Genomic DNA, 23,144 nt, shown 5'->3' with positions numbered 1-23,144 from the left:
TCACTCGGCGTAGTGGGCCGCGAACGCCCCCGGCGTCACGCCGGTGACACGGCGGAAATCGCGGCTCAGGTGGGCCTCGTCGGCGTAACCGAGGTCGGCGGCCACGTCTGCGATGGTCGTCGCCCCGGTCCGCAGCTTCCAGGTGGCGTCCTGGATGCGGCGGCGGCGCACCAGCCATTTCGGGCTCAGCCCGACCCGGTGCCGGGTCAACCGTTGCAGGGACCGCTCGCCGATCCCGAAGTACGCGCAGACATCGGCCACCCGGCTGACATCGGGGTTGTCCTCGATGTGGGCCACGATGTCGTTGACCACCCGGCCCTGCTCGTCGATCGGGAGGTAGCGGCGCAGAAAGTCGGTATAGCAGTCCACCGTCGCCGACTGTGCCTGTCCCGCAGCAGGATCGGCGGACATCAGGGCCCGGATCCGCTCGGCCAGCGCCGCGCCGGGGGCGCCGAGCAGGTCGGCCAGTTCGACGTGGGTGTCGGTCCACTGCGATACCGCGCCGCCACAGATCAACGACCCGGCGGCCGGTTCGAACATCACCCCCGCGGCCCAACCGTGCCCGCTCAGCGGGGTGGCGGCCAGGCCCGAGGACGGGCCGTAGAAACGGGCATAGCCGGCGGTGATCACCATCAGGCACACCGGGTACTGCAGCACCTGCTGGGTGTAGACCGCACCGGCCGGCACCGTCCACACCGGCATCCAGAACCGCCGGACCAGTCCGGCGAGGTCGGGTGGGGCGGGCGGGCGGGACATGTGGATCGCGGCCCGATGGGCCGGATCGAGCAGATGCGCCGGCTCATCGGCGACCGAGTTGTCGGGTTTGTGCAATCTGCCCGTCATTTCGCTGCCTAACGTCTCGCATATGACGGATTCGAGTGTTCCAGAGATCTACTCCGACCTCGCCGACGGGATGGCCGCCGTGATCGACACGCTGACCCCGCAGCAGTGGGATGCCCCCAGCCCGTGCGAGGGGTGGACCGCGCGGGACGTCCTCGCGCACCTGATCGACACCCAGCGGGAGTTCTTCGCCGGCCACGACCTCGCGCTGCCCACCCGGCCGGATCTGACCGACCCGTCCACCGCGTGGGCGGCCCACACCGGGGCGGTCCGGGCGCTGCTGGCCGATCCGGAGGTGCCCGGCCGGCCCTTCGACGGGCACTTCGGGCCGACCACCATCGGGCAGGCCCTGCTGCAGTTCTACGGCTTCGACCTCATCGCGCACCGCTGGGACCTGGCCGCCGTCACCGGCACGCCGTACCGCTTCTCCGAGACCGAACTGGACGAAATGGAGCGCAACATCGCCGGCTGGGGCGAGGCGCTCTACATGGACGGGGTGTGCCGGGCCGGCGTCACGGTGCCCGACGCCGCCGACCGCCAGACCCGGGTGCTGGCGGCCCTCGGCCGGGTCGGGTGACCTGCCGTTCGGCGCATACCCGCTACCGCCGGACCGATGTATTCGGGAATGCAACCGTCACGCAACGTGACGCGCATTACGGTTAGTCCATGTCCGGCTATCGCGAACTGTTCGACGCCAGTATCACCGACCCGTCGTCCTTCTGGGCCGACGCCGCCAAGTGCGTCACCTGGACCCGGGAACCGCAGCAGGTACTCGATGACAGCAACCCGCCGTTCTACCGCTGGTTCCCCGACGGGGAACTCAACACCTGCGCGAATGCCCTGGACCGGCACATCGCCGAACGCGGCGACCAGGCCGCGCTGATCTACGACTCCCCCGTCACCGGGACCCAGCGCACCTTCACCTACCGCGAGTTGCTGGACCAGACCGCCCGTTTCGCGGGAGTGCTGGCCGGCCTCGGGGTCACCAAGGGTGACCGGGTCGTCATCTACATGCCGATGGTGCCCGAGGCCGTCATCGCCATGCTGGCTTGCGCGCGCCTCGGCGCGGTGCACTCGGTGGTGTTCGGCGGGTTCGCCGGGCACGAGCTGGCAACGCGCATCGACGATGCCCGGCCCAAGGTGGTCGTTTCGGCGTCCTGCGGTATCGAGCCGTCGCGCATCGTGGAATACAAGCCGATGCTCGACACCGCACTGCGGTTGGCCGAGCACACCACACCGACATGCGTGATCCTGCAGCGCGAACAGCATCCGTGCGAGCTTGTGGAGGGCCGCGACGTCGACTGGGCCCAGGCGATGGCCGATGCGCGGCCCGTCGACCCGGTGCCGGTGGCGGCCACCGATCCGCTGTATGTGCTGTACACCTCGGGCACCACCGGCAAGCCCAAGGGCATCGTCCGCGACAACGGTGGGCACGCGGTGGCGCTGCTGTGGACGATGCGCCACCTCTACGACATCGAGCCCGGAGAGGTGTTCTGGGCAGCCTCCGACGTCGGCTGGGTGGTCGGGCACTCCTACATCGTCTACGCGCCGCTGCTGTACGGCGCGACCACGGTGATCTACGAGGGCAAGCCCGTCGGCACCCCGGACGCCGGGGCGTTCTGGCGGGTGGCCGCCGAGCACAAGGTGAAGGCGTTGTTCACCGCGCCGACCGCGATCCGGGCGATCAAGAAGGAGGACCCGGACGCGGCGCTGCTGGCCGACTACGACCTGTCCGGTCTGAAGTACCTGTTCCAGGCCGGGGAGCGCCTCGATCCGGGCACCTACGAGTGGGCCGCCGGGAAGCTCGGCATCCCGGTGATCGATCACTGGTGGCAGACCGAGACCGGCTGGGCCATCGCCGGTGACCCGATGGGGGTCCAGCCGCTGCCGGTGAAGCCGGGCTCGGCGACCGTCCCGATGCCGGGATACGACGTGCGCATCCTCAACGCCGACGGCTCGGAATGCGAACCGGGCGAAGAGGGTTCGGTCTGCGTGAAGCTGCCGCTGCCGCCGGGCACGCTGCCCACGCTGTGGGGTGAGGACGATCGCTACGTGTCCTCGTACCTGCGCGCATTCGACGGTTACTACCTGACCGGGGACGGCGGGTACATCGACGAGGACGGTTACCTGTTCATCGTCGGGCGCACCGACGATGTCATCAACGTGGCCGGGCACCGGATGTCCACCGGATCCATCGAGGCGGTACTGGCCGGGCACCCGGCGGTGGCCGAGTGCGCGGTGATCGGGGTGGCCGACGACCTCAAGGGCCAGGTACCGCGCGGCCTGGTGGTGCTCAAATCCGGTGCCTCCGCCGACGGGCTGACCACCGAACTGATCGACGCGGTGCGCAACGATATCGGTGCGGTGGCGAGTTTCAAGAAGGTGGATATCGTCGGCGCGCTGCCGAAGACCCGGTCGGGCAAGATCCTGCGCAAGACCATGCGCGGAATCGCCGACGGCAAGGATGAACCGGTGCCCTCGACGATCGAGGATCCGTCCGTGCTCGACGACCTCAAGCAGGTTCTGCGCCCGGACTGACCCGGTCAGCCCGGTTGCGGGGCGTAGCGCACCGGCAACGTGGCACATACGAAAGCCCTTGGGAATAACTGTATTCGGTCATCCCCAAGGGCTTTCTGCGGCCAGGCCGTGTCAGCGGTGTCTATTCGCTGCCGCCGGAGCCCTCGCCCCCGGAGCTGTCGCTGCCGGACGAGGAGCCGGTACCCGAGGTGCTGTCTGCGGAATCGCTGCCGGAGTTCCCGCCCCGCGTCGTGCCGGACTTGGTGTCGCCGTCGGAATCTGCGGCATCACCGGTATCGGTGCCGGCGTCGCTGTCGGCACCGTTGCCCGCGGTCTTGTCACCGCGAATCTTGCGGGGCTCGTCCTCGGTGTCGTCGAAGTCTCCGTCGGGACCGGCGATCTCGTCGTCCGCGGTGTCCTCGTCGTCCGCGGTGTCGTCGGACGTGGCGGTGTCGTCGGACGTCGCGGTGTCGCTCTCCTCGACGGGCGCGGCCGGGGTCTCCGCCGCGTCTTCCTCGACCGGAACCTCGGCCACCTCATCGGTGGCCGGCGCCTCGGTCACCGCATCGGCCTCCTCGGTGGTCGGCTCGTCCTCGTCATCGACGACGGCAATCGTGAACGCGGTGTTGTCCGAGCCGAAGTTGGTCGATGTCACCGACGGCACCGTCACCTCGTCGGCGGTGAGCGCCGAGGCAGCGACTGCAGGTGCCGGCGGGGCGAGCGCCGCGGCGATCGCCTTGGGGATCTGGACCAGGAAGAAGTCCAGGGTGCCGCGCTCGCTGAGCACGCCCGGGAAGACCTGCGGCGGCCACTGCGGGTCGACCGTGAATTCGGGCACGTAGCCGTTGATGAACGCGTTGGCGATCTTGGCCGGCGCGTTGAGCAGGTTGCTTGCCACACCCGCGAGATCTCCGGACACCAACGCCCCCCGCGTCGCGTCCAAGATTTCGGTGGTCTGGATGATCGCGGTGACCAGCGGCCCCAGCAGCGCGCGCCCGAGGTTGCCGATGGTGTTGCGGTTGAGCACGGAGTCGAACACCCGAGCCAGGGCGTGGGCGCCGATGGAGTCGGCGAAGTCGCCCGGGATCGCGAATGCGTCGAGCAGGGTCGCCCGCCCGTCGCCCAGGACGTCGACCAGGAACCAGGTGTTGAGTTCACCGAAGGCTTCCAGCGTCTTGCCCTGGGACAGGAAGGTCAGCGACTGCTGCAGCACACCCGGCAGCATCCCGAGCGCGGCAAGGTTGGCGCCGATCAGGTCCTGGACGGCGGTGGCGATCCGGCCGCCGTACTCGAACGGAGCCCGCACCACCTCACCGGCGACCACCAGCGGGTTGGACAGCGTGGAGCGCAGGAACGCGGCGAACTCGGCGTGCAGCGCGGGATTGCCCAGCCCGCGAAGCACCTGGCCGGAGGCCTCGATGACGTCGCCGCCCAGGCCGGCGGTCAGGTTGACGGTCTTGGAGATGGTGGCAGCCAGCACCTCCAGCGGGTTCTGGAACGCCGAGAGCTCCACGGCCGCCGCCGAGCGGATGTCGTTCAGGGTCGGCATGGCGGGGGTCGCCACCACGGGGTTGACGGCCAACGCGCCGGCACTTGCCACGGCGACGCCGGCGACCATGAACTTCACGCGATGCGACGCCGCGGCGCCGCGCGACTGGATGTCTCGCACCGGCGAGTCGGGGCTGACTGCTAGATGCACAGCTCTTCTCCTCATTCTGCGGGGGGGGTGCCTGATGGCCCCCGCAACGTAAATGAGGCTGACGTGGGTGAATAGAGATACGGCACTCACTATTAGGCCGACTAATCAGACCTTCTCGGGCGCGGCATTCCAACTGCCCCAACCGACCGACACCGACGGTGGCCGACGCTACCTCGGGTTCACGAGCATCGGGGCGCTCTGTTTCGTCCCCCTTGGTTCCCGCTGCTCGCTCTCAGCGATTTCACAGCGACGAGTACCTACCCTGGCGCTCGAGCAGGCCCCGCCGATCGTCGGCAGAGCCACGTAAGACGGAGCCCGAATCGTGTATCAGCCCGAAGTGAGCGCCGGGCGCGCGATGCCGGACGCGGCCGAGAAGCTGCACTGGCAGCTGTTCAGGATCATGTCCACCATGCGCCGCCAGGAGTACGACCGCACCGCGGGTGGCACACTCACGCTCACCCAGTGTTCCCTGCTCTATCTGCTGAACGACCGTGGTCCGTTGCGGATGAGCGATCTCGCCTCCGCAGAACAGGTGGCACCGCCGACCATGTCCAAGGCGGTGCGGCGACTCGTCGAACTCGGCATGGTCCGGCGGACCCGGGATCTGTCCGACCACCGCACGATCTGGGTGACCATCACACCCAAAGGCGTTGCCGCCCAGCAGGATGCCGTGGTCGCCATGTACGAGACGATCACCTCGTCGTTGAGTCCCGTCGAGATCGAGGCCCTGCACACCGCGTTGGCGCCGCTCGAGCAACTCGCCGATAGCGTCACCGCGATGCCCTCGCCCACCGATTCCGAGTTCGACTATTGACCGGCACCGGAACGGCTGTCCGGCCGGCGATCTTTCGATAAGCCCTGCGAAGCGAATCATGATCAGCTAACTTCTGTCCCGATAGCATATTTGCCTTCGCAACTAATCGGGGACGTCGGGGGGACGCTGTGGGTCATCGAGTGGGCGGCGCATTGTCGGTCGTGGCGATCGGCGAACTCGTCGCCGCGGGACTGCTGTCAACCGGCGGCACTTCCGCGCCGGCCCCGCAGCTACCGGTCGCCGTCGCGCCCGCCGCGATCCAGTCCGCGCTGCCCGGGCCCCTGGCGGCGGCCGGCCCGGCACCGGCCGGCAGGGTCACAGCCACCACCGGACCCGCAAGTACCGCAGCCGCCGTGCACTGGCGCACCACACCCGGCACCGACGCCCGCACCGCTGCCGAGGTGGCTGCCGTCGCCGACAACGTCGCCCGCCGGATCGCCGAAAGCCCACGGGCGCTTGTTGATACCGCCATTCCCGACGAGTCGGGTGTGACAGCCACCGCCGCCCTACTGCGCACGCGGGACAACTCCATCGGATCACCCGGCAATCCGGGCCCGACTGCCGTCGTCACCGCCTCCGACGGCTCGTTCACCTTCCATTTCGTCTTCACGGTCAGCTACGACCCGGTCAACGGCCTGACCGTGATCGACCCGCTCGGCGCCATGATGATCGGCAACGGCACCGCGCCCGGCCAGAACGGCGGCTGGCTGATCGGCAACGGCGCCGACGGTGCGGCCGGCCAGAACGGCGGCCGCGGCGGCATGCTGTGGGGAAACGGCGGTGACGGCGGTGCCGGGTCGTTCGGCCAGGACGGTGGAAACGGCGGCAACGCCGGACTATTCGGCAACGGTGGCGATGGCGGCGCAGGTGGTGATGCGAGCAACGGCGTCGCAGCCGGAAACGGCGGCAACGGCGGCACCGCCCGCATCATCGGCATCGGCGGCAACGGTGGCGCCGGGGGCGCGGGCACCGCCGGCCGGAACGGCGTCAACCCGCAATCGCCCACCCCACCTGCGCCGGCGCCCGACGGCGTGGACGGCGATATCGGCATCGGGGGCAGCACCCAACCGAACGGCACCGCCGGCGGCGACGGCGCGAGCGGCCAGACACCAGGCCAGGCCGGTGGTAGCGGAGGCTGGGGCGGCGATGCCTTGAGCGGCGCAGTCCTCGGCACTGACGACCCGGCCGGCAGCGCGGGCAACGGTGGCCGCGGCGGCAACGGCAGCGACGGTGCCACGCCCGGCCAGAATGGCGGGAACGGCGGAGAGGGCGGGCGAGGCGGCAACGCCATCGGCGCAGCCGGCGACGGCGGTAGCGGCGGCACCGGGGGCGATGGGGGCAGCGGCGGGGACGGTGCCACCGGCGGCGGAAACGGCGGCAATGGCGGCGACGGGGGCCCGTTCGGTTCAGGTACGAGCGGTGAAGCGTCGCACGGCGAGTTCGGCAACGGCGGTAACGGCGGCGACGGCGGACAGGGGACCTCGGGTCAGGCGGGTACCGCCGGCGGTCGCGGCGGCAGTGGCGGCAACGGTGGGCTGCTCGGCGGAACCGGCGGCCAGGGCGGCAACGGCGGCGATGGCGGGCAGGGCGGTACCGGCGCCGGCGGCGGCACCGGCGGCAATGGCGGCAACACCTGGACCCGCTGGTTCGAATCGGATGCGCGCGGCGGCGACGGTGGGCGCGGCGGACGGGGCGGTAACGGCGGCGCCGGCGGCAATGGCGGTGACGCCGGCAGCGGTGGACGCGGTGGCCTCGGTGGACATTCCGGCGCGACCGGGCGGGGCGGCAACGGCGGGGCCGGGGGCGACGGCGGCAACGGTGGGACCGGCGGGAATGCCGGTCAGAGCCATACCGATGGCATCAGTGGCGCAGGCGGTGACGGCGGTGGTGCCGGTGCGGGCGGTCGCGGCGGCGCGGGAGGCGGCAATGACGGCGCCGCCGGATCCGGCGGATCGATCGGAACCAAAGGCTCCTAGGTCCTGTCCCACCTGCTGACGATCCCGCCTCGGGATCGGCTGGTCAGAACGTGATTCGCAGTTTCTCCCAGCCGCGCACCGTCGAGGTCGGCGCCAACTGCGCTGTGTCGTAATCGATTTCCCAATCCGGGAACCGGTTGAGCAGCTCGTCGAGGGCGACCCGGCCCTCCAGCCGGGCCAGGTTGGCGCCCAGACAATAGTGCAGTCCCTTACCGAAGGTGAGGTGACTGATGGTGTCGCGGTGGATGTCGAACCTGTCCGGATCGGGGTAGCGGCGCGGGTCGCGGTTGGCCGCGCCGAACAGCAACAGCATCGCATCACCGGCCGGCACCGTCTGCCCGTATGCCTCGAAATCCCTTGCCATCCAACGGGCGACGTGCGGACCGGTGGGTTCGAAACGCAGCGTCTCGTCGATCGCACGGTTCAGCAGCGACCGGTCCCGGTACACGTCGCGCCGTTGATCGGGGTGCTCGGCGAGCACCTTGGCCAGCCAGCCGATCAGCCGTCCGGTGGTCTCGTTGCCGGCCCCGGCCACCACCTGGGTGTAGTGCAGCACCTCTTTGCGGGTGAGCTTGCGGAGCACGCCGTCCCGGTCTTCGAACTCGACGTTGAGCAGGGCGGTCATCAGGTCGTCGGACGGGTTCTGCGCGCGCCATTCCACATAGTCGGCGTAGATCCGGCCGTCGGCGATCTTGTCGGCGTCGCGCACCTTCATCGGTGCCCCGGGTTTGGTGCGCAGGCTGGCATCGTTGGCGTCGCGGACCCCCACCTGTTCGGATTCCGGTATACCCAGGAGCATGCCGATGACGCGCATCGGCATCATGGCGGCCAGTTCGGCGATGATGTCGAACCCGCCGGAGCCGATCTGCGGGTCCAGGCAGCGCACGCAGAACTCCCGGATCTGGTCCTCGATCTCGGCCATCCGGCGCGGGGTGAACACCCGCGACATCAGCCCGCGCAGCATGGTGTGCACCGGCGGATCCTCGAACATCATCACCCCGTCGGGCATGTCGAAGTCCGACTGGATCAGCTCCAGGATGTCGCTTCGGCTGTTGGAGAAGGTCTCCCAGTTCGACAGGGCCCGCTCGACGTCGGCGTGCCGGGACAGCGCCCAGAACCGGTACTTCTCGTTGTAGTACAGCGGTGCCTCGTCGCGCAGCGTGGTGTAGGTGGGGTACGGGTCGTGCACGATGCCGACGTCGTACGGGTCGTAGTAGACCGTCATTTCAGACAGCTTCCGGCGTCGACGGGCAGGGGCACCCCGGTGATGTAGCGCGCCTCGTCCGAGGCCAGGAACAGCACCGCATTACTGATGTCCTCCGGGGTCACCCATGGGATCGGCAGCACGTGGAAGGTCCGGCAGATCGGCTCCAGGTCGTCAGGACCGGGATTCTGCAGATCCGGACGGAACATCCGGTAGGTCTTGTCGTTCATCAACATCGGGCTGTTGACGTGGGTCGGATGCACCGAGTTGACCCGGATGTTGTGCTGACCCAACTCGACGGCAAAGGTGCGCATCAGCCCGATCACCCCGTGTTTGGCCGCCACGTAGTGGCCGGTGTGCGGATAGGCCTTGGTGCCGGCCACCGAACTGGTCAGGATGATCGATCCGCCGCGCCCGCCCGCCAGCAGGTGCGGGACGGCGGCCTTCACCGATTTCCAGACACCGCTGAGGTTGACGTCGATCATCTCCTGCCAGAGGTCCTCGTCCATCCGGTCCAGCCGGACCCCGGTGGTGCCGATACCGGCGTTGGCGGCGACGATGTCGAGCCGGCCGAGTTGTTCGACGCCGCCGTCGAGAACGGCCTGGAGCGCCGCGTGGTCCCGCACGTCCACCTCGGCGGTGACGATCCGGCGGCCCAGATTCTTCACCAGCTCGGCGGTCTCGGCGAGGTCCTCGGTGGTCGCACCGAGCGCGGGTGACTTCTCGAAGGTGGTACAGATGTCGACGGCGATGATGTCGGCCCCCTCGGCCGCCAACCGGACCGCATGGCTGCGGCCCTGACCCCGCGCCGCCCCGGTGATGAATGCGACCTTGCCCTCGACCCGTCCAGCCATGTCACCGTCCTAGGAGTTTTTGGGCAGTCGCCCAACATCTAGACTGCGGCCATGTCTAGCAGCCCTGCGACAAGGCGGTCAAGGGAAAGCGATTCCGATACCCGACTCGCCCTGATTCGGGCGACCGCCCAGATCATGCTGGAGGAGGGCTATGCCGCGGCGACCTCGCGGCGGGTGGCCGCGCTGGCCGGCGTGAAAGCGGCGCTGGTGCACTACTACTTCCCGAGCATGGACGAGCTGTACCTTGCGGTGCTGCGGACCGGCGCCGAGGCCAATCTGGATCGTCAGCGCCAGACACTGGGCCAGGATGCGCCCCTGCACGCGCTGTGGGAGCTCAACAACGCGACCGGCGCCCAGCTGTGGATGGAGTTCATGGCGCTGGCCAACCACCGCAAGACGATCGCCAGCGAGATCGCCGGATATGCGCAGCGGTTCCGCGATCTGGAGGAAGCCACCCTGAGCGCGGCGCTGCGTGCGCACGGGGTCGACACCGAGGCCTTCCCACCGGTGGTGATGTCCATGATCGTGGCCAGCCTGGCCCGGATCATGGTCCTGGAACAGGGCCTGGGGATCTCGCGCGGACACGAAGAGGCCAGGGCGTTCATCGACGGTTATCTCGATCGATTCGAATTGCCCGGCCGAGCCTGAACCGGCCATCGACGGGCCGATCGATGGGCAGTACTAGACCTCTTCGACGTTAGGAACTAGATCAACCCACCCATGGAAATAGATCTATGGCAACTGTTTGGCCCGGGTCGGCAAGCGTAGAATCCACAGCTTTACCCGGCCGTCCCGACTGGCTCGAAACGTTCCGGTAAGGCCGAGATCTATTGTTCTAACAGGCTATTTGGTGTCCAATTGGCCCAGGGGGATCGCCGTCGCCGGCGGCAGGCGCGAAACACAACCGGGGGGTTGGTCATGTTTTCAGCAAACTACAGTTGGCACTTCTTGCGACCCGCCGCGGGGGCGGCCGGGGCGGCGCCGTATGCCGCTCACATCGGCCGGGTCGGCGCTTTGGCGGTCGCCCTCGGCATCGGTGGTGCGATCGTCTGCGTGCCGGGGACGGCCTGGGCGGAGGAGACCACGTCGACGACCTCGTCATCAACTTCGCCGGGATCGGCCTCGTCCTCGCCGGACCCGTCGCCGAGCGAACCATCCACGCCGGCATCGACGGACCGGTCCCTCGATGACGCAACCGGAGATGCGCCGGAGACCCCGGACACGCTGCCGGGAAGTACCACCGACAACGACCCACCCGAGCGCGAATTGAACGGCAGTGCAGTCGAATCCGACCAGGACGAACCACCGGACCTCGGCTCGGACACCGAACCCGGGCGCCGGGCCGCACCCACCCGATGGGAGACGAGCGCCAGGGGGAACAACGCTTCCACACGGGCGGCACCACTGGTTGCTACGGCGCGGACGGCGGCATCCACCGACGCGGCGCCGACACCGCGCAGATTCGCGGCCAGACCGTCGGTAGTCCCCGGCGCCGGCCCCGAGATAAGCGGTCCCAGAACGGAATCGAAGCTGATCGAGGTCTCGGTGACCGATGCGATCACCGGATCGAGCGAGGGATCCGCAGCGGCCGTATTCGCCGCACCGACCGGGTCCGCACCGGGCACTGCCGAGACGTTCCGGCTCGTCGACAACGACGACGCGCCGAACCAGGACCCGGACCCGCTCGGACTGGATTCGGCGGCGATGTGGGCTGTGCTCGGCTCCGCTGCACGCCGGGACGGCAGCGAGAGCAGCACCGGGTTCGCACAGTTCGCCGACCTGGCAACGACCTCTCAGGGCGAACCGCTCGATCCCGGGCCGGCGGCGTTGGTGGAGCAGCCGACGACGTCGATCTTCTTCGAATCGAGCCCGACGGTCGGTGAGGCCGCCGGAACGGTACTGATTCCCATCGTCCGCACCGGCGACCTGACCCGGGTGTCCACCGTCGAATACGGCATCACCTCCGATACCGCGACCGCCGGCGTGGACTACATCGGCGCGGGTGGAACCATCACCATGGCGGCGAACGTCGACCGTGTGTTCATCAGCGTCCAGATCCTCAACGACACGCTGGCGGAGTCGACCGAGACCTTCGTGGTGTCGATCATCAATGTCGACAGCGGATCTCGGTTGCTCTATCCGCGCACCGCGCGCGTCGACATCCTGGATGACGAGACCCCGGTGGTCGATCCGCCGTCGCCGCCGCTCACCTCGAACTACAACGTCACCCAGCAGGTGGTGGTGTCCGGGCTGGGGCAACCGCTGGCGATGGAGTTCTCGTCCCACGATTCGTCGCTGATCTACATCGCGGAAAAGGGCGGCATCATCAAGGTCGTCGATACCGATACCGGTGCCCAGACCGTCTTCGTGGACATCAGCGCGAAGGTGAACGACACACAGGACCGCGGCCTGATGGACATCGTGCTGCACCCGAATTTCGGTAAACCGGGCCTGCCGGGGAGCAACTACCTCTACGCCTTCTACGTCGTCGATCCCGCTGGTACCGCGGGCCAAGCCAGTGCCAATGCGCGGCCCGACGGTGGCGGGAACCGCTTTGCCTATCTGGTTCGCTTCACCGCCGATGCGAGCACCAACTACACCACGGCCGTGCCCGACAGCGAGGTCATCCTGCTCGGCGGCGCCCCGGCCGCCCCGGGTGCCGCCGGATTGACCCCGCGCACCCTGCAGGACATCAGCGGAGCCGGAGCCGTCGACAGCACAAGCAATTTCAACCAGCCGGAATCCGGCTTCAACGCCCAGACGGGTCAGTACGTCGACAACTACATCAAGGTCGATTCGCTCAGTCATGCCGGCGGATCGATGGCGTTCGGGCCCGACGGTGCGCTCTATGTGTCGATCGGCGACGGGACATCGTTCAACGCCACGGATCCGCGCACCGTCAGTGTGCAGAACATCAACAGTCTGTCCGGGAAGATCCTGCGCATCGACGCGTTGACCGGACTCGGATTGTCCGACAACCCGTTCGTCAAACCGGGCGACGACCTCAACGCCAACCACGCCAAGGTCTACCAGCTGGGCCTGCGCAACCCGTTCTCCATCGGTTTCACCCAGGACGGGCGGTTGTTCATGGCCAACACCGGCTGGTTCAGTTGGGAGGAGATCGAGAGCGGCCATGCGGGAGCGAACTTCGGCTGGCCGTATTTCGAGGGCGGTGACAATGGCGTGCTGCTGAAAACCCCTGGCTATGAAGGACTCTCGGCGGATGCGGCGCGCAACGCTCCCAGCGCCGCCGCCTTCTACGCCGCGGTCGCCAACGGCACCATCAAGATCACTCCGGCCTATCGTGCCTTCTCGCACACCGCCGGCGCACCGGGATTCCAGGCCGGCGCCATCGTGGGCGTCGACTCGGCTTACACCGGATCGCGCTATCCGGCCGAGTTCCGTGACGACATCTTCTTCACCGACGTCAACGCCGGCACGGTGTTCGTCGCCGACGCCAACAACCGCAGCGATGTGAAGTTCCTGTACCGCAGCTCGGCGGTGCCCATCGCGTTCAAGCAGGGCCCGGACGGCTTCGTCTACGTGGCGAACATGGGCGGCACCATCACCCGGTTGCTCATCGAGTCGAAGAACCCGCCGCCGTCGGACTCGCTGCTGTCGCCCAAGGGGAGTGCGACGGTGACCAACAACGTCTACACCCTGACCAAATCGACCTACCAGGCCGGCGCAGCGATGTCGACCCAACGCATCGACATGCGCCAGGACTTCACCGTCTCCTTCGACATCAACCTGGGCACCAACGACTCCGGCGGCGACGGCGCCGCCCTGGTGTTCCACAACGACCCCCGCGGGGTCAACGCCATCGGCACCACCGGCAGCGGCCTGGGCGCCGGCGGAATCCAAAACGGACTCGCCATCGAATTCGACACCTACAACAGCACCGCCGCCCACCTGAACACCTCCCGCATGCCCGGCACCGACATCGCCGCCGACCACACCGGCTTCCTCGACACCGACGGAACCTACGCCAGCACCCCCACCGCACTACCCAACCTCGAAAACGGCGCCTGGCACACCGTCGTCGTCACCTGGAACGCCACCACCAAGACCATGAGCTACACCATCAACGGCCAACCCACCGGCGCACCACTGACCGCCGACGTCATCACCACCTTCCTCGGCGGCTCCAACTACGCCCACCTCGGATTCACCGCCGGCACCGGCGGCCGAAGCAACACCCAGAGCATCCGCAACCTCAACCTCGCCGCCACCTACGAAGGACAAGCCCCGGTCGGTACACCTGTCGCGAATTCCGATACAGCGACGACGCCGGCGGGTACCGCGGTGAACATCGTTGTGCTGGCGAACGACAGCGATCCCGATGGCGATCCGCTGACGGTCATCGAGGTGACGAACCCGGTGAACGGCACGGCGACGCGCAACAGCGACAACACCATCACCTACACCCCCAGGCCGGGCTTCTTCGGATTCGACGGCTTCTCCTACACGATCTCCGACGGAACGATGCAGAGGTCGGCGCAGGTCAACATCACGGTCACACCGCAGGGCTCGGCGACGCTGTCGCCCAAGGGGAGTGCGACGGTGACCAACAACGTCTACACCCTGACCAAATCGACCTACCAGGCCGGCGCAGCGATGTCGACCCAACGCATCGACATGCGCCAGGACTTCACCGTCTCCTTCGACATCAACCTGGGCACCAACGACTCCGGCGGCGACGGCGCCGCCCTGGTATTCCACAACGACCCCCGCGGGGTCAACGCCATCGGCACCACCGGCAGCGGCCTGGGCGCCGGCGGAATCCAAAACGGACTCGCCATCGAATTCGACACCTACAACAGCACCGCCGCACACCTGAACACCTCCCGCATGCCCGGCACCGACATCGCCGCCGACCACACCGGCTTCCTCGACACCGACGGCACCTACGCCAGCACCCCCACCGCACTACCCAACCTCGAAAACGGCGCCTGGCACACCGTCGTCGTCACCTGGAACGCCACCACCAAGACCATGAGCTACACCATCAACGGCCAACCCACCGGCGCACCACTGACCGCCGACGTCATCACCGCCTTCCTCGGCGGCTCCAACTACGCCCACCTCGGATTCACCGCCGGCACCGGCGGCCGAAGCAACACCCAGAGCATCCGCAACCTCAACCTCGCCGCCACCTACGAAGGACAAGTCGCCGCTACGGTCACCTCGGCCACCACGGAGTCCGCACTGAAGGTCACTGCGACGAACGAGGTTTCGGACAACAGCAAGTCGCGGTCGTACCGAGATCGCGTTCCGGGCTATTGGCTCGCGGCCTCCGATGACGAGTTCCTCCAGGGGCTGTGGGCCTCGTTCGCCGATCGGGCCTAGCGCCCGGCACCCGAGTTGCGCATGACGGGGTTACCCGGGCCAGGCCCGCTTGCGCAGCAGCCGCAGACCGTTGAGCGCGACGATGATGGTGGAGCCCTCGTGCCCGGCCACGCCCAGCGGTAGCGGCAGGTACCAGAACAGATCCCAGACCACCAGCACGGCGATGAAGGTTCCGGCGATGGCCAGGTTCGCCAGCACCATCCGTCGAGCCCGCCGGGCCAGTGCGAGCACCGCCGGGATGGCGGTGAGGTCGTCGCGGACGGTGACGGCGTCGGCGGTCTGGACGGTGAGATCCGCGCCGCCGCGGCCCATGGCGATCGAGGCGTGCGCGGCCGCCATCGCCGGCGCGTCGTTGACGCCGTCCCCGACCACCAGCACGCGGCCCGTCCGGCGCCGGACAGCGTCGACCTTCTGGTCCGGCAGCAGTTCGGCGTGCACCTCGCCGATGCCGACCTGTGCCGCGAGATGCTCTGCGGCGCCGCGGTTGTCACCGGTGATCAGCAGGGTGCCGCCGGGGGCGAGCCGACCCAGCGCCCGCACTGCGTCGACCGCCCCGGGGCGCGCGGTGTCGCGCAGCCCGATCACTCCGACCTGCTCGCCGTCGACGATGACCACCACCTCGGTGGCACCGGCCCGTTCGGACTCCGATGTGCCGGTCCGGCCCGAATCGGGTCCGGCACCGGGATGGCAGACCTCCACGCGACTGGTCTGCACCGTCGCCCGTACTCCGCGCCCGGGTAACGCCCGGAAGTCGGTGGCGGGCGGGATGTCGATCTGTTGTTGCCGCGCATAGGCCACGATGGCCCGGCCGAGCGGGTGCTCGCTGTACTGTTCGGCCGCTGCGGCCAGCCGCAGCACGCCGGCCGGCGGCGCGCTCACCACGGCCGGCAGCCCGGTGGTGAGGGTGCCGGTCTTGTCGAACGCGACGGTGTCCACGGTGGCCAGATGTTCCATGGCGACAGCGGATTTCACCAGCACACCGTGCCGGCCCGCGGTGGCGATCGCCGACAGCAGCGGCGGCATGGTGGCCAGTACCAGCGCGCACGGCGAGGCGACGATCATGAACGTCATCGCCCGCAGCAACGCGGCCCGCAGATCCTCCCCCATCAGCAGCGGCCCGAAGAACAACGCCAGCGTGGCGACGACCATGACCACCGAGTACCGCTGCTCCACCTTCTCGATGAACAGCTGGGTGCGCGCCTTGGTGGCCGAGGCCTGCCCGACCAGCGCCACGATCCGGGCCACCACGCTGTCCGCGGGATCACGGATCACCTCGGCACGCAACGCCCCCTGACCGTTCAGGGTGCCCGCGAAGATCTCGTCCCCGGCACGCACGGGTACCGGCAGCGGCTCGCCGGTGATCGACGACTGGTCGACGTCGCTCATGCCGTCGGACACCGAGGCATCCGCGGGGATCCGCTCGCCGGGCCGCACCAGGAAGCGATCCCCGATCGTCAATTCCGCTGCGGTGACGATGGTTTCGGTGCCATCCTCGGCCACCAATGTGGCACGCTCGGGCGCCAGGTCCAGCAGGGCGCGCACGGAGTCCTCGGTACGCGCGGTCGCGACGTCCTCCAAGGCGCCGGAGGTCGCGAAGATGACGATCAACAACGCACCGTCGAAGACCTGCCCGATCGAGGCGGCTCCGACTGCGGCCAACACCATCAGCAGGTCGACATCGAGTCGACGCTGCCCGAGTTCGCGCAATCCGTCCAGGCCCGGCTGCCACCCACCCGCCGCGTAGCACGCGAGATACGCAGTCCAGCAGAACCATTCGGGTGCACCGAGCAGCTGTGCGGTGAAGCCGAGCGCAAACAGACCAAGCGCAGCCGCGGCCCAGCGCACCGAGGGCAGCCCCCAGGCCGAGCGCCGCGAGGCCATGACCGAGGGGGCGTCCACGACGCCGACAGACCACATCACGCCCACATTGAAACATGTAGAGTTCTACATGTCTAAATATTCCACTGGCCTCGTGGTTCAATGGACACATGGGACACGGCGTGGAAGGGCGGACACCTCCGGCGGCGTCGCTGGACGCCGCCTCCGCGGTCAAGGTGGCCGAAACCCTGCAGGCGCTGGCATCGCCGAATCGGCTGTTGATCCTCACCCGGCTGCGCCAGGCGCCCTGCACGGTGACCGAGTTGTCCGCTGCCGTCGGCATGGAGCAGTCGGCGGTGTCCAACCAGCTGCGCCTGCTGCGCGCACTGGGTCTGGTCTCGGGCGACCGCGCCGGCCGCAACATCGTCTACCGGCTGTTCGACAATCATGTCGCCCTACTTCTGGACGAGGCGATCTACCACATCGAGCATCTGCGCCTGGGCGCCCGCGACGACACCGCCTGACCGGCGCCGGGGCCGGTTTTGCCGCACCGCTTTCGATAACGGGGGCGACGGCAATACACGTGTATGGAGCAAACCCCGCGGAGTTAGCGACCCATAGGCCCGGAGCGCGCTGACCGGTGCAGCAAAGTAATCAAATCGCCTTGCCATGGTTGCTGGGCAGGCGTGCCGCGATTCTTGGCCACAGCCTCGAAATGGCGTGAACTGACCCATCGGCGCTGTTCGGCGGTTCCGTCTGCCCTGGTGACCTGCTAACTTCGCTGATTGTGTGCACCCCACCGGGGGGAACGCCGATTATCGGACGACTCAGGAGTGAAACACCGTGAACACCACGAAGATCGCGGCCGCGTTTGCGGCTGCGGCCATTGCCGCCGCAGGGGCGATCACCGCGCTCACCGCACCGACGGCGATTGCCGAACAACAGAGCGCCGTCAACACCACCCAGCTCGGCAGCCAGGCCAAGCTGACCGACGGCAACGTCGTCCAGGGCTGGACGGTCACCGGGCTGAAGGTCAGCACCGACACCATCCCGCACGCGGTGCAGGGCACCCTGTGGGAGGCCACCGCCACCGATGAGGCCCTCCAGGGCAGCGCCACCCCGATCGTGTCGAACTTCAACGCGCGGGCCCGCGACGGCCAGACCTACCGTGCACTGTTCGGTGTCGCAACCGTCCAGGGCGTGAATCCGTCCACCCTGGCGCAGGGGCAACAGACCACCGGAAAGATCTACTTCGATGTCACCGGTTCCGCACCGGACAGCGTCGTCTACGCCACCAACGCCGGCGACGTGATCGTCTGGCTCACCCCGCCCCCCGCACCGAGCACCGGCAGCGGTTCGGGCTCCGGCGCCTACTCGAGCACTCTGACCATCGAAGAGCCGGCAGCCGCCGAAGCACCGGAAGCCCCCGAGACCACCACCACCGAGACGCCGGTCGCCCCGGCGGGTGCCGAGGCGACCGCACCGGAACCCACCGCGGTGCCGGCCGGTAGCCAGGGCACCCCGCTGCCCGAGGGCGCCCCGGAGACGGCGCCGGTCCCGGCCGGAAGCCAGGGCACCCCGCTGCCCGAAGGACAGCCCGGCCTGACCCCGGCCGGCGTTCAGGAAGCTCCGGCCGCACCGGCCGCTGCTCCCGTCGAGGGCACCCCGCACGCGCCCGCGGCAGCACCGGCTCCCGAAGCCGCACCCGCCGAGGCGGGCAGCCAGGGCACCCCGCTGCCCGAGGGTGCAGCGCCGACCACCACCCCGGTCGTCGCCCCGCCCGCGTAATCCCCAGGCGCGCTTGGGTTTACCGGAATCGGAGATCTGAAGACATCGGCGCCCCGGTCCACAGCGGACCGGGGCGCCGATGCCGTGTCCGGCAGGTCAGGAGTGGGTGGACCACCAGGAGTACAGATGGTCCAACGTCGGCCCCGCCGGGCGGCCCTGCACCACCGCGAGCATCTGCTCGTCGATGTTGGTCCAGGCCAGCATCGGATTGTCATTCTGGATGCCGCAAACAAGGGTTCCGGCGACCTCGTGCGGGGTGGCGTTGCGCCGCCACGGCCCCGGTGACTGGATCCGGCCGGGGCAGTCGACCACTGTCGCCGTGGACACCAGGTCCTCGACGGCTGCGTTGAGCGCCTCGGACCCGGTCAGCAACGAAAAGGTGGCCGACATCGGCCCGCCCGGATCCTTGTTCACGGTGCAGGCGATCGTCGACATCGCACCGGCCAACCGGGCCACCGGTTCACACGCGCCGGCCGGATAGCCCTTCGGTATCGCCTTCATCAGCCGGGCGTTCGGATCATCGGCATCCGGCTCGGCCGACGTGGCCTCTGCCTCTGCCGTCCCGGCAGCCTGCTGTTGCGCGGGTTCGTCCGGCGAGGACGGCCGCAACACCAGGTACGTCACCCCGGCCCCGATCGCCACCACCGCGGCCGCGATCCCGACGATGAGCCCGACATTCGGGCCGCGCTTCGCCGGGGGGCGCGGGACGACGGGCGGCGGCCCCCCACCCTGATTCCAGGTACTCACGCCTCTCCCTCCTCCAGCTGTCGCCGCTCTACGCTAAGTGATGGACAGCGCAATACCGTCCAGGATGTCGTGCTCGCTGACCACGAGTTCGTCCAAACCGGCCCGCTCGGCCATCACCCGGGCCAACTCCTGCACGATGATCGCCCCGCCCGGGATGACATCGGCGCGCCCTTCGTGCATCGGCCCGAGCGCCAGCCGCTCCGGGCCGGTCATCGAGATCAGTTCGGCACATACCGGCAGCAGATCTCCGAAGGCGGTCCGGGACAGATGAATCGCGGCCGGGTCGTAGACCGGCAGCCGGTGTGCCAGCGCAGCCAGCGTGGTGAAGGTGCCCGCCACCCCGACCCAGGTGTGCGCGCCCTGCACCGGTACCTGCTGCAGCGCCTCCTCGAGCCGGTCACGCACGACCGTGCGGGCGGCAGCGACCTCGGCCTCGGTGGGCGGGTCCGAGTGCAGGCAGCGCTCCTTGAGCCGCACACACCCGATATCGGCCGAGAAGGACGCGGTCACCCCCGGATGCCCCTGCCCACCGCCGAGCACCAGTTCGGTGGACCCGCCGCCGAGATCAACCACCACGAATGGCGCTGCCGCAGAGTCCAATTCGCCGACAGCCCCGCGGAAGGACAGCTCCGCTTCTTCGGTGCCGGTGATCACCTCGGCCACCGCGCCGGCAGCAACCGTGCCCAGCAGCCGGGCGGTCATGGCGAAGAACTCGTCGCGGTTGCCCGCGTCCCGGGCCGCCGAGGTGGCCACCATACGCACCCTGTCCACCCCGTGGCTGCGCATCAGGTCCACGTAGTCCGACAGCGCAGCCTCGGTGCGCGCCAACGCTTCCGGTGCGAACTCGCCGGTCGCGTCCACGCCCTGACCGAGCCGCACGATGCGCATCTCGCGGTGCACGTCGCGCAGCCCGTCCGGGGTCGGTTCGGCGATGAGCAACCGGATGGAGTTGGTACCGCAGTCGATCGCGCCGACGGTCACGTCCACACCTCGGGGTCCAGGATCCCGGCCATCCCGGGTTCGGCGGCCAGCAGGGCGAGCGCCTCGTCACCGAACGGGTTGACCCCCGGCCCCTTGGCCAGGGAGTGCGCGATCACCACGTGCAGGCATTTGACCCGGTCCGGCATGCCACCACCGGTGAAGGTGGTGCCCAGCGGTTCGATGGCGTCCCGCTCGGCCAGGAAGGACTCGTGGGCGCGCAGATATGCGGCGGCCAGTTCCGGATCCTCGGCCAGCCGGTCGGTCATCTCCCGCATCAGGCCCGAGGACTCCAGCCGGCTCGCCGCGGCGGTCAGCGCCGGGTGGGTGAGGTAGTACAGCGTCGGGAACGGGGTGCCGTCGGGCAGCTTCGGTGCGGTCTTCACCACGGCGGGCTCACCATTGGGGCACCGGTACGCGATCTCCAGGACGCCGCGCGGTTCACGCCCGAGTTGGCGTGCGACGGCGTCCAGGTCCGCCTGCTCAACCACCGGCGGGCCCGGTCGGCGGGGCGGGCGGGGGTGGGGACCCCGGCGCGGGCGTGATCACCGGCGAACCGCCGGGCGGGGTGGCGGGAGAACGCGGGTGCGGGGCATCGGCGATGGTGTGCCACAGCGAGGTGTACCAGGGGTCATTGGAGACCGCGGTAGGTGCTTCCGGACCGGCCTCCGGCGCTTCGGCCGCTCCCGGCGGCAGCTGTACCTGGTACGGGATGTCGCCCGGCATCACGAAGCCCAGCCGTTCCCGGGCCTGGGCGGCGATGAACACCGGGTCGGCGAGCTTGATCTTCTGCTGCTCCAGATCGGCGATCTGTGAACGCAGTTGTGCTTCAACCATTTTCAACTGATTCATTTCGGTTCGCTGGGCGAAGTAGGTGCGCACCGGACCGGCGATGGTCAACGTCAGGACGCACACCACCGCGGCCAGGATCGCCGCCCGCCGGGCCGCCGACCCGAACCGCTGATCGGCGTGCTGTTCGCTCGCTTCGGTGACCGATCTGCGGATCGCCGCGGCGACGGTGTCCGGCCCGGAATCCTCGGCGCCGGTATCGGCCGCCTTGGCGGACTCGCGGGCCTGTTTGGCCTCACGGCTCTCGATGGCCCGGGGCTCGCGGCGCGTCGATGCCCCCCGCGGACGGCCCGCCGCACCCGCCTTGCCCGGCCTGGGGGCAGGGCCGCGGCGGCGCGGATCGGGCCGTTTCGCGTCGGGCATGAAACGTTTCTACTTGCTCTCCACCGCGAACCGCGGGAAGGCCAGGTCACCGGCATACCGGGCGGCGTCGCCGAGTGCCTCCTCGATGCGCAGCAGCTGGTTGTACTTGGCCACCCGCTCGCTGCGGGCCGGTGCACCGGTCTTGATCTGGCCGCTGCCGACCGCCACCGCCAGGTCGGCGATGGTGGTGTCCTCGGTTTCACCGGAACGGTGGCTCATCATGGTGCGGTATCCGCTGTTGTGCGCGAGCGCCACGGCGTCCAGCGTCTCGGTCAGGGTGCCGATCTGGTTGACCTTCACCAGCAGCGCGTTGGCGGCACCCTTGTCGATGCCCTCCTCCAGTCGCTCCGGGTTGGTGACGAACAGGTCGTCGCCGACCAGCTGCACCCGGTCACCGATGGCGGCGGTCAGCGACACCCAGCCGTCCCAGTCGTCCTCCGAGAGCGGGTCCTCGATCGAGACCAGCGGGTAGGCGTCCAGCAGCCCGGCGTAGAACTCGGCCATCTGCTCGGCGGTGCGGGTCTCCTTCTCGAAGGCGTAACCGGTGCCGTCGGTGTAGAACTCGGTGGCGGCGACGTCGAGAGCCAGCACCACGTCGCTGCCCAGCTTGAGCCCGGTGGCGTCGATGGCCGTGGAGATCAGGTCCAGTGCCGCCTTGGTGCCGGCCACGTCCGGGGCGAAACCACCCTCGTCGCCCAGCCCGGTCGCCAGGCCCTGCTTCTTGAGCACGGCCTTGAGCGAGTGGTAGACCTCCGCGCCCCAGCGCAGCGACTCCTTGAACGTCGGCGCACCGATCGGCGCGACCATGAACTCCTGGACGTCCACTCCGGTGTCGGCGTGCGCGCCGCCGTTGAGGATGTTCATCATCGGCACCGGCAGGATGTGGGCGTTCGGGCCGCCCAGATAGCGGAACAGGGGCAGCCCGGCGCTGTCGGCGGCAGCCTTGGCGACCGCGAGCGAGACGCCCAGGATCGCGTTGGCGCCCAGCCGGGACTTGTCCGGGGTGCCGTCCAGGTCGAGCAGCGCCTGGTCGACGAGGCGCTGGTCATCGGCGGACTGCCCGATGACCGCGGGCGCGATCTCGTCGAGCACCGCCTCCACCGCCTTCTCGACGCCCTTGCCGCCGTACCGGGCACCGCCGTCACGCAGTTCGACGGCCTCGTGCTCGCCGGTCGAGGCACCCGAGGGCACCGCGGCCCGGGCGACCGTTCCGTCGATCAGGGCCACCTCGACCTCAACGGTCGGGTTACCACGAGAATCGAGGATCTCGCGGGCTCCGACCTGTTCGATGATGGGCACGGGCTCCTCCTAGAAACACGACGATGAGATGACGGGTCTGACGCTCGAC

General features: G+C 68.9%; 19 protein-coding genes. 8 read left to right on the top strand and 11 right to left on the bottom strand.

Going from position 1 to position 23,144, the window contains the following annotated elements:
- Entirely contained in the window at positions 1–843 is an 843-nt protein-coding gene (locus V4U86_RS05175; protein WP_395310212.1) for a helix-turn-helix domain-containing protein, read from the bottom strand.
- A 22-nt stretch (positions 844–865) separates the two neighbouring features.
- On the opposite strand from V4U86_RS05175, the gene V4U86_RS05170 reads away from it, so the two are divergent.
- Together V4U86_RS05170 and V4U86_RS05165 are read left to right on the top strand one after the other, a co-directional pair.
- Complete coding sequence (locus V4U86_RS05170) at positions 866–1,417, top strand: TIGR03086 family metal-binding protein (RefSeq protein ID WP_395310211.1); 552 nt, start codon at positions 866–868, stop codon at positions 1,415–1,417.
- Positions 1,418–1,506: 89 nt separating this feature from the next.
- Complete coding sequence (locus V4U86_RS05165; protein WP_395310210.1) at positions 1,507–3,378, top strand: propionyl-CoA synthetase; 1,872 nt, start codon at positions 1,507–1,509, stop codon at positions 3,376–3,378.
- A 121-nt stretch (positions 3,379–3,499) separates the two neighbouring features.
- On the opposite strand, the gene V4U86_RS05160 is transcribed toward V4U86_RS05165, so the two are convergent.
- Entirely contained in the window at positions 3,500–5,056 is a 1,557-nt protein-coding gene (locus V4U86_RS05160) for a hypothetical protein (protein WP_395310209.1), read from the bottom strand.
- Between the two features lie 322 nt (positions 5,057–5,378).
- Here V4U86_RS05160 and V4U86_RS05155 point away from each other — a divergent pair, with 322 nt between their 5' ends.
- Both V4U86_RS05155 and V4U86_RS05150 read left to right on the top strand, forming a co-directional pair.
- Positions 5,379–5,870, top strand: coding sequence for a MarR family winged helix-turn-helix transcriptional regulator (locus tag V4U86_RS05155; RefSeq protein WP_395310208.1), 492 nt, complete (start codon positions 5,379–5,381; stop codon positions 5,868–5,870).
- A gap of 128 nt (positions 5,871–5,998) precedes the next feature.
- Positions 5,999–7,846 (top strand): PGRS repeat-containing protein, encoded by a 1,848-nt coding sequence (locus V4U86_RS05150; protein WP_395310207.1) that lies wholly within the window; start codon positions 5,999–6,001, stop codon positions 7,844–7,846.
- Positions 7,847–7,889: 43 nt separating this feature from the next.
- On the opposite strand, the gene V4U86_RS05145 is transcribed toward V4U86_RS05150, so the two are convergent.
- A complete protein-coding gene (locus V4U86_RS05145; protein ID WP_395310206.1) occupies positions 7,890–9,071 on the bottom strand; it encodes a cytochrome P450 in 1,182 nt (393 codons plus the stop codon).
- Entirely contained in the window at positions 9,068–9,904 is an 837-nt protein-coding gene (locus V4U86_RS05140; RefSeq protein ID WP_395310205.1) for a mycofactocin-coupled SDR family oxidoreductase, read from the bottom strand. Before V4U86_RS05140 ends, V4U86_RS05145 begins: the two co-directional genes overlap by 4 nt.
- 51 nt (positions 9,905–9,955) lie before the next feature.
- Here V4U86_RS05140 and V4U86_RS05135 point away from each other — a divergent pair, with 51 nt between their 5' ends.
- The gene (locus V4U86_RS05135) at positions 9,956–10,552 is read left to right on the top strand and encodes a TetR/AcrR family transcriptional regulator (protein ID WP_395310204.1); all 597 of its coding nucleotides are present in this window, start codon (positions 9,956–9,958) and stop codon (positions 10,550–10,552) included.
- A 344-nt stretch (positions 10,553–10,896) separates the two neighbouring features.
- Here V4U86_RS05135 and V4U86_RS05130 read toward each other — a convergent pair whose 3' ends face one another.
- Positions 10,897–11,466 (bottom strand): hypothetical protein, encoded by a 570-nt coding sequence (locus V4U86_RS05130; RefSeq protein WP_395310203.1) that lies wholly within the window; start codon positions 11,464–11,466, stop codon positions 10,897–10,899.
- Here V4U86_RS05130 and V4U86_RS05125 point away from each other — a divergent pair.
- Positions 11,450–15,253 carry a lectin-like domain-containing protein gene (locus V4U86_RS05125; RefSeq protein WP_395310202.1) on the top strand — a complete coding sequence of 1,268 codons (3,804 nt, stop codon included), beginning with the start codon at positions 11,450–11,452 and terminating at the stop codon, positions 15,251–15,253. The genes V4U86_RS05130 and V4U86_RS05125 overlap by 17 nt on opposite strands.
- A 30-nt stretch (positions 15,254–15,283) precedes the next feature.
- Here V4U86_RS05125 and V4U86_RS05120 read toward each other — a convergent pair whose 3' ends face one another.
- Complete coding sequence (locus tag V4U86_RS05120; protein ID WP_395311921.1) at positions 15,284–17,170, bottom strand: heavy metal translocating P-type ATPase; 1,887 nt, start codon at positions 17,168–17,170, stop codon at positions 15,284–15,286.
- A 71-nt stretch (positions 17,171–17,241) separates the two neighbouring features.
- On the opposite strand from V4U86_RS05120, the gene V4U86_RS05115 reads away from it, so the two are divergent.
- Positions 17,242–17,595 carry an ArsR/SmtB family transcription factor gene (locus V4U86_RS05115; protein ID WP_395310201.1) on the top strand — a complete coding sequence of 118 codons (354 nt, stop codon included), beginning with the start codon at positions 17,242–17,244 and terminating at the stop codon, positions 17,593–17,595.
- A gap of 319 nt (positions 17,596–17,914) precedes the next feature.
- Entirely contained in the window at positions 17,915–18,859 is a 945-nt protein-coding gene (locus V4U86_RS05110; RefSeq protein ID WP_395310200.1) for an MPT63 family protein, read from the top strand.
- A 96-nt stretch (positions 18,860–18,955) separates the two neighbouring features.
- Here V4U86_RS05110 and V4U86_RS05105 read toward each other — a convergent pair whose 3' ends face one another.
- From V4U86_RS05105 to eno, 5 genes are read right to left on the bottom strand one after another with little or no spacing between them, the layout of a single operon-like run.
- A complete protein-coding gene (locus V4U86_RS05105) occupies positions 18,956–19,606 on the bottom strand; it encodes a hypothetical protein (RefSeq protein WP_395310199.1) in 651 nt (216 codons plus the stop codon).
- A 33-nt stretch (positions 19,607–19,639) separates the two neighbouring features.
- Positions 19,640–20,587: an exopolyphosphatase gene (locus V4U86_RS05100; protein ID WP_395310198.1), complete on the bottom strand. Its 948-nt coding sequence runs from the start codon at positions 20,585–20,587 to the stop codon at positions 19,640–19,642.
- Positions 20,584–21,075: a DUF501 domain-containing protein gene (locus V4U86_RS05095; RefSeq protein ID WP_395310197.1), complete on the bottom strand. Its 492-nt coding sequence runs from the start codon at positions 21,073–21,075 to the stop codon at positions 20,584–20,586. Before V4U86_RS05095 ends, V4U86_RS05100 begins: the two co-directional genes overlap by 4 nt.
- Positions 21,068–21,796, bottom strand: coding sequence for an FtsB family cell division protein (locus tag V4U86_RS05090; protein WP_395310196.1), 729 nt, complete (start codon positions 21,794–21,796; stop codon positions 21,068–21,070). The genes V4U86_RS05095 and V4U86_RS05090 overlap by 8 nt, the downstream gene beginning before the upstream one ends.
- A 9-nt stretch (positions 21,797–21,805) precedes the next feature.
- Positions 21,806–23,095 (bottom strand): phosphopyruvate hydratase, encoded by a 1,290-nt coding sequence (eno, locus tag V4U86_RS05085; RefSeq protein WP_395310195.1) that lies wholly within the window; start codon positions 23,093–23,095, stop codon positions 21,806–21,808.
- Positions 23,096–23,144 lie beyond the last annotated feature (49 nt).

The sequence above is a fragment of the Mycobacterium sp. AMU20-3851 genome (assembly GCF_043974665.1).
GTDB lineage: Bacteria > Actinomycetota > Actinomycetes > Mycobacteriales > Mycobacteriaceae > Mycobacterium.
Note: the sequence above shows the minus strand (reverse complement) of the source record. Positions and strands in the feature narration are given on the sequence as shown.

Bases quoted from the DNA above. Each gene is read 5' to 3' on its own strand.
- V4U86_RS05175 (WP_395310212.1), bottom strand. From the start codon at position 843: ATGACGGGCAGATTGCACAAACCCGACAACTCGGTCGCCGATGAGCCG.
- V4U86_RS05170 (WP_395310211.1), top strand. From the start codon at position 866: ATGACGGATTCGAGTGTTCCAGAGATCTACTCCGACCTCGCCGACGGG.
- V4U86_RS05165 (WP_395310210.1), top strand. From the start codon at position 1,507: ATGTCCGGCTATCGCGAACTGTTCGACGCCAGTATCACCGACCCGTCG.
- V4U86_RS05145 (WP_395310206.1), bottom strand. From the start codon at position 9,071: ATGACGGTCTACTACGACCCGTACGACGTCGGCATCGTGCACGACCCG.
- V4U86_RS05140 (WP_395310205.1), bottom strand. From the start codon at position 9,904: ATGGCTGGACGGGTCGAGGGCAAGGTCGCATTCATCACCGGGGCGGCG.
- V4U86_RS05135 (WP_395310204.1), top strand. From the start codon at position 9,956: ATGTCTAGCAGCCCTGCGACAAGGCGGTCAAGGGAAAGCGATTCCGAT.
- V4U86_RS05120 (WP_395311921.1), bottom strand. From the start codon at position 17,170: ATGTGGTCTGTCGGCGTCGTGGACGCCCCCTCGGTCATGGCCTCGCGG.
- V4U86_RS05115 (WP_395310201.1), top strand. From the start codon at position 17,242: ATGGGACACGGCGTGGAAGGGCGGACACCTCCGGCGGCGTCGCTGGAC.
- V4U86_RS05090 (WP_395310196.1), bottom strand. From the start codon at position 21,796: ATGCCCGACGCGAAACGGCCCGATCCGCGCCGCCGCGGCCCTGCCCCC.